Origin of the sequence: uncultured Methanobrevibacter sp., from assembly GCF_937898925.1 — an archaeon.
Lineage (GTDB): Archaea > Methanobacteriota > Methanobacteria > Methanobacteriales > Methanobacteriaceae > Methanobrevibacter.
In genome coordinates this window covers 1-3,708 of sequence record NZ_CALDKF010000092.1, presented here as the reverse complement: position 1 = coordinate 3,708, position 3,708 = coordinate 1, and the positions used below count along the sequence as shown (strand labels likewise).

Sequence of the window (3,708 nt, the reverse complement as noted above, 5' to 3'; positions counted from 1 at the left end):
CCATTGTCACTTTCTTCATTCCTGCCCTTGATGAGATGAACAATCCAGTAGCAACACTTCCTGTAAATGAGATCTTGTCTATGCCAGTTGATACAACCATTGCATCTCCCACTTCACTTCCATAACCAGTAACAGAATTAATCACTCCATTTGGGAAATGATTATTGATTATTTCAGCCAATCTTAAGGCAGAAAGCGGAGCTTCCATAGATGGTTTCATGACAACGGTGTTTTTAGCTGCAATAGCGGGAGCTATCTTATGAAGGGCTAAATTCACAGGATAATTGAATGGGGTTATTGCTCCAACTACACCAAGAGGAACCTTCTTTGTAAATGCCAGGAATCTCGCTTCAGTAGGTCCTGTTGCATCAATAGGTACAGACTCTCCATAGATTCTCTTTGCCTCTTCAGCTGCAAATTGAAGTGTTTCCACAGATCTTTGAAGCTCTGCAATAGCTTGTTTATATGGCTTTCCAGCTTCTGCAACAATCAGCTTTGCTATGTTCCTGCTTTCCTTTTCAAGCTCTTCGCAAGCATTTTGAAGGTTGATTGAAACTTCCTTTGCAGATAAGTCATTCAATGACTTCTTTGCATTGTTTGCAGCTTCAACAGCATTATCAACATCACTTCTATATGCAATTGGAACTGTATCCACAATTTCTCCATTGTATTGGTTGATTACATCATAATGGTCTGATTTGTCTATAGATTCACCATTAATTAAGAATTTCATGATTTTGACTCCTAAATTATTTTTTAATTTTAATTATTTCTTTAATCTTTGAATTTTCAAATAATTAATAAACTATTTGTTTTATTCAATAATAAGTTTTGGTAAAATAATTATACTATTCAAATTTAGAAGCAATATCACCAAATGAACTGTTTAAAGTGTTTATTTCATTTGAATCAATTTCAGTCCCCAAGTCAACGAGATATGATTTATACATTGAAACAACCAAAAGAATGATTACGATTATTCCTCCAATTATCAATATCAATTCAACAGCCCCTTGACCCTTATTGTCATGAATTAAAATACTTGGAAAATTTAAATCTATATTTCTCATAATATCACATAATTACACTAATCCAAAGAATCCTGCTCCAAAGTTGTTGATTATATAGAATACTGCAAATGCAGAGCATGTAATTGGAATGGAATACCTTAACCCTTTCTTCAAGTCTCCATACATTATCAAAGCTATAAGAAAACCTGCTAAAATTGAATGAATAATAAGATAAATCTCTGCAGCGAGCGGTGCAACTTCACAGATTGCACCCCCTTTTCCAAGTTCAATCATAAAGGAGGAATAGACTCCAACCATTCCAAGTGCAAAGGGAGCGGCCACTGTAGATGCAATGATGAGAAACATGATTGACATCATAACACTTGCCTTACGTTCCCTCTTTAATATTAGCATAGCCCTTAAGTCATCACTTACATCAAGAATAATATCAGACAATGAACCTCCGCTTTTATGGGCATTGAGTATTATCTTAAAGCTTCTCTCAAGATCCTTTGAGTTGAGTCTCATTGCCATATTGCTAAATGATTCATCAAGGGATTTCCCCATTCTTATTTCTACTACAACCCTTCTTAATTCATCATACAAAGGTCCTTTTCCATGCTCAGACATGTCAACCAATGAATTTTCCAAGCTTAATCCAACCTTCAGCATAGATGACAATTGTCTAAGGAAGTCTGGAATTGAGTTTTCTATTTCACTTGCCCTTTTTTCTATTTTCAAAAATAAGATTAGAATGAATGAAATTGTTGGAATGAAAATAGCTAAAATTAAAGCAATTGATAGATTAACTGATAAGGCTATTGAAACTATTGAAAATAGAATTATGAATGCAATATAAGCCATTAGAATAATTGCTAAAATCTGGGATGCCAATGTAAATATTCCTGCCTTGAGCAAGTACTCTTGGAAAGCAATTAAAATAGATTGATTAACTTTATTTTCTATTATATTCGATAATTTGATTATTAAATCTTCAATAAACATTGATAATAGATTTGTATAAGTTATTAATAAATTTAACTTATTTATAGACTTAAAAAAACAATTTAATAAGAATATTATAAAAAATAAGTAAAATTACGATGATGTTGTAAAATTAAAGTGATTTAATAAAATTAAAATTAGATAAAAAAAGTCAATAAATGTTAAATGAATTCTAAAAGAATTCAAATAACACAACGTTCTTAAAAAATTTAGGATCTGTCAATAAATCCATAAATATAATATAATAAAAAAGATATTTAAAAGTTTTTATTTACATGACAAAAAATAGGGAAAGCCCATCAAGGAAAAAAATCTAACCTAACTTTTTTCATGGCATTATAGGCAGAGATGATTATTCAATAAAAATTAGAAATAATTTAAATTTATGCAAATTATTAGTAAGAGATTCTTCAGGAACTTGTGAAATAACTTGGTATAATCAACCATATTTAAGAAATGTTTTTAAAACAAATGTTGAATATAAGTTTTATGGAAAAGTAAGTAAAAAGTTTGGTGGAAGAGCAGATATGCAATCACCAGTATATGAACTTGCAGAAAATAGTAATAATACAGGAAAAATAATACCAATATATCCTTTAACATATAATTTAACTCAAAATAATTTAAGAAAAATAATAGAAAATGGACTATTAGAAGTAAATGGCAAATTAGAAGAAACTCTACCACAGTATTTACTTGCAAAATATAATTTAGAAGATATTGAAAATGTAAGTAAAGTAATTGGTGTTGGTGCTATCATTTTTAATGATTTGAAGAATTACAGAGCAAATGATATCGAATTTAACCTTGAAGATACTTTAAAATTTGAAGGTAACACAGGCCCATACTTACAATATACATATGCACGTATTTCATCAATAATGAGAAAAATTACTGAAGTTAAGTATGATTTAAATGATATTAGTGTTGAAGAATTTTTAAAGATAAATGAACAAATTGTGAACAAAAAGATTATGAAAAGATTATTAAGGTATTTGTTCCTAAATGTGTAGAAGAAATAGAGAAAGGTTTATTTAAATATTTTTATTCTTTAAAAGAAAAAGTGCTTTTATTATTTTTAATAATACTATTTGCTTTTTTTATTATATTAGCATTTGGAACCTTTTCATTATGACTTATTTTATGAATTATTTGATTGTTTTTATCTAATATAAAATCATTGCAAAAATGAAATAATTTAAAATTTTATAGCAATTATTATTAGGATTTATTGTCCACAACATGAATGTACCATCTGATATCATTTCTATTGCGTAGACTAGATATTGGGATTTTATCATTTGATTCAATTCATCTTCTGATAATTCTATTTTTCCACTGGAATATATAAAATTTTTAATTTCATCTGGTTTCGTTGAATTTTTGTTTGTGCTACTTTGTATACTACCTAAAAAGTTGATTGCATCAGTAACTGTTTGAAATTGTGTTTTATAAGCAGAATCCCAGTTACTACGTATCTGCATGTCATAATTTCCTGCATTATTTTTTCCAATAGTAAAAATTGAATCAGAACGTATTTCTGCCTTATCTTCCTCTTTTAATATTCTAGATTCCACCTGTGGTAAATTCTTTTTTCTATCAAACGCTTTTTTTATAAAATCTATTAATTCTCTTGTGTCATTAAATATAACAAATTTGCCGCTATATTCTCCTCTTGTATACTTGATTTTAT

The 3,708-nt window shown here is 28.8% G+C and carries 5 protein-coding genes; 1 reads left to right on the top strand and 4 read right to left on the bottom strand.

What is annotated here, in order from left to right; genetic code table 11:
• The 3 genes from Q0409_RS07495 to Q0409_RS07485 all read right to left on the bottom strand — a co-directional run.
• Positions 1–733, bottom strand: a 733-nt coding sequence (locus Q0409_RS07495) for an aldehyde dehydrogenase family protein (RefSeq protein ID WP_298536591.1), incomplete at its 3' end; no start/stop codon positions are given.
• Positions 734–848: 115 nt separating this feature from the next.
• A complete protein-coding gene (locus Q0409_RS07490) occupies positions 849–1,070 on the bottom strand; it encodes a class III signal peptide-containing protein (RefSeq protein WP_298536589.1) in 222 nt (73 codons plus the stop codon).
• Between the two features lie 12 nt (positions 1,071–1,082).
• Positions 1,083–2,015, bottom strand: coding sequence for a type II secretion system F family protein (locus Q0409_RS07485; protein ID WP_298536586.1), 933 nt, complete (start codon positions 2,013–2,015; stop codon positions 1,083–1,085).
• A gap of 335 nt (positions 2,016–2,350) precedes the next feature.
• Between Q0409_RS07485 and Q0409_RS07480 the strand changes: the two genes are divergently transcribed.
• Positions 2,351–3,028 carry a hypothetical protein gene (locus tag Q0409_RS07480; protein ID WP_366940100.1) on the top strand — a complete coding sequence of 226 codons (678 nt, stop codon included), beginning with the start codon at positions 2,351–2,353 and terminating at the stop codon, positions 3,026–3,028.
• 153 nt (positions 3,029–3,181) lie between these two features.
• Here Q0409_RS07480 and Q0409_RS07475 read toward each other — a convergent pair.
• Positions 3,182–3,708: hypothetical protein (locus Q0409_RS07475; protein WP_298536583.1), on the bottom strand; the 527-nt coding region annotated here is incomplete at its 5' end.

Bases quoted from the DNA above. Each gene is read 5' to 3' on its own strand.
- Q0409_RS07485 (WP_298536586.1), bottom strand. From the start codon at position 2,015: ATGTTTATTGAAGATTTAATAATCAAATTATCGAATATAATAGAAAAT.
- Q0409_RS07490 (WP_298536589.1), bottom strand. From the start codon at position 1,070: ATGAGAAATATAGATTTAAATTTTCCAAGTATTTTAATTCATGACAAT.